The 398-nt window shown below is 33.4% G+C and carries 1 rRNA gene; it reads right to left on the bottom strand.

From position 1 onward, the window contains the following. Positions 1 to 82 (bottom strand): 16S ribosomal RNA (locus M3600_RS28660); the annotation flags it as partial. Between the last annotated feature and the right edge of the window lie 316 nt (positions 83 to 398).

Here is a 398-nt window from a genome sequence, read left to right as displayed (position 1 = left end):
AAGCTTTTTAAGTCCGCTCGACTTGCATGTATTAGGCACGCCGCCAGCGTTCGTCCTGAGCCAGGATCAAACTCTCCGATAAAGAGTAAGATTAGCTCATTTGCTAAACTCTAGCTTTTTGTTACTTGTTTTTCATCTTTATAACGCGAGTTATAAAAACGATTATTGTTGACGTTTTGTTTGTTCAGTTTTCAAAGAGCAATTATTATGTTGCTGTTAGGAGCAACTTTTATATAATAACACATCATTTCATCACGGTCAACTTCTACGAACAAACTTTTTTTAAAAAAAGAAAGAATGTTTTTTCGCATTAGCGACATGTACTAATATATCATCCATATTCGTGGAAGTCAACTTCTTTTAAAAACTTTTTATTATCTTCTTTCTTTAAGCGAGTT

Origin of the sequence: Niallia sp. MER 6 (assembly GCF_023714395.1) — a bacterium.
Classification (GTDB): Bacteria; Bacillota; Bacilli; order Bacillales; family Cytobacillaceae; genus Niallia.
This window is presented reverse-complemented; position numbering and strand designations above follow the sequence as displayed.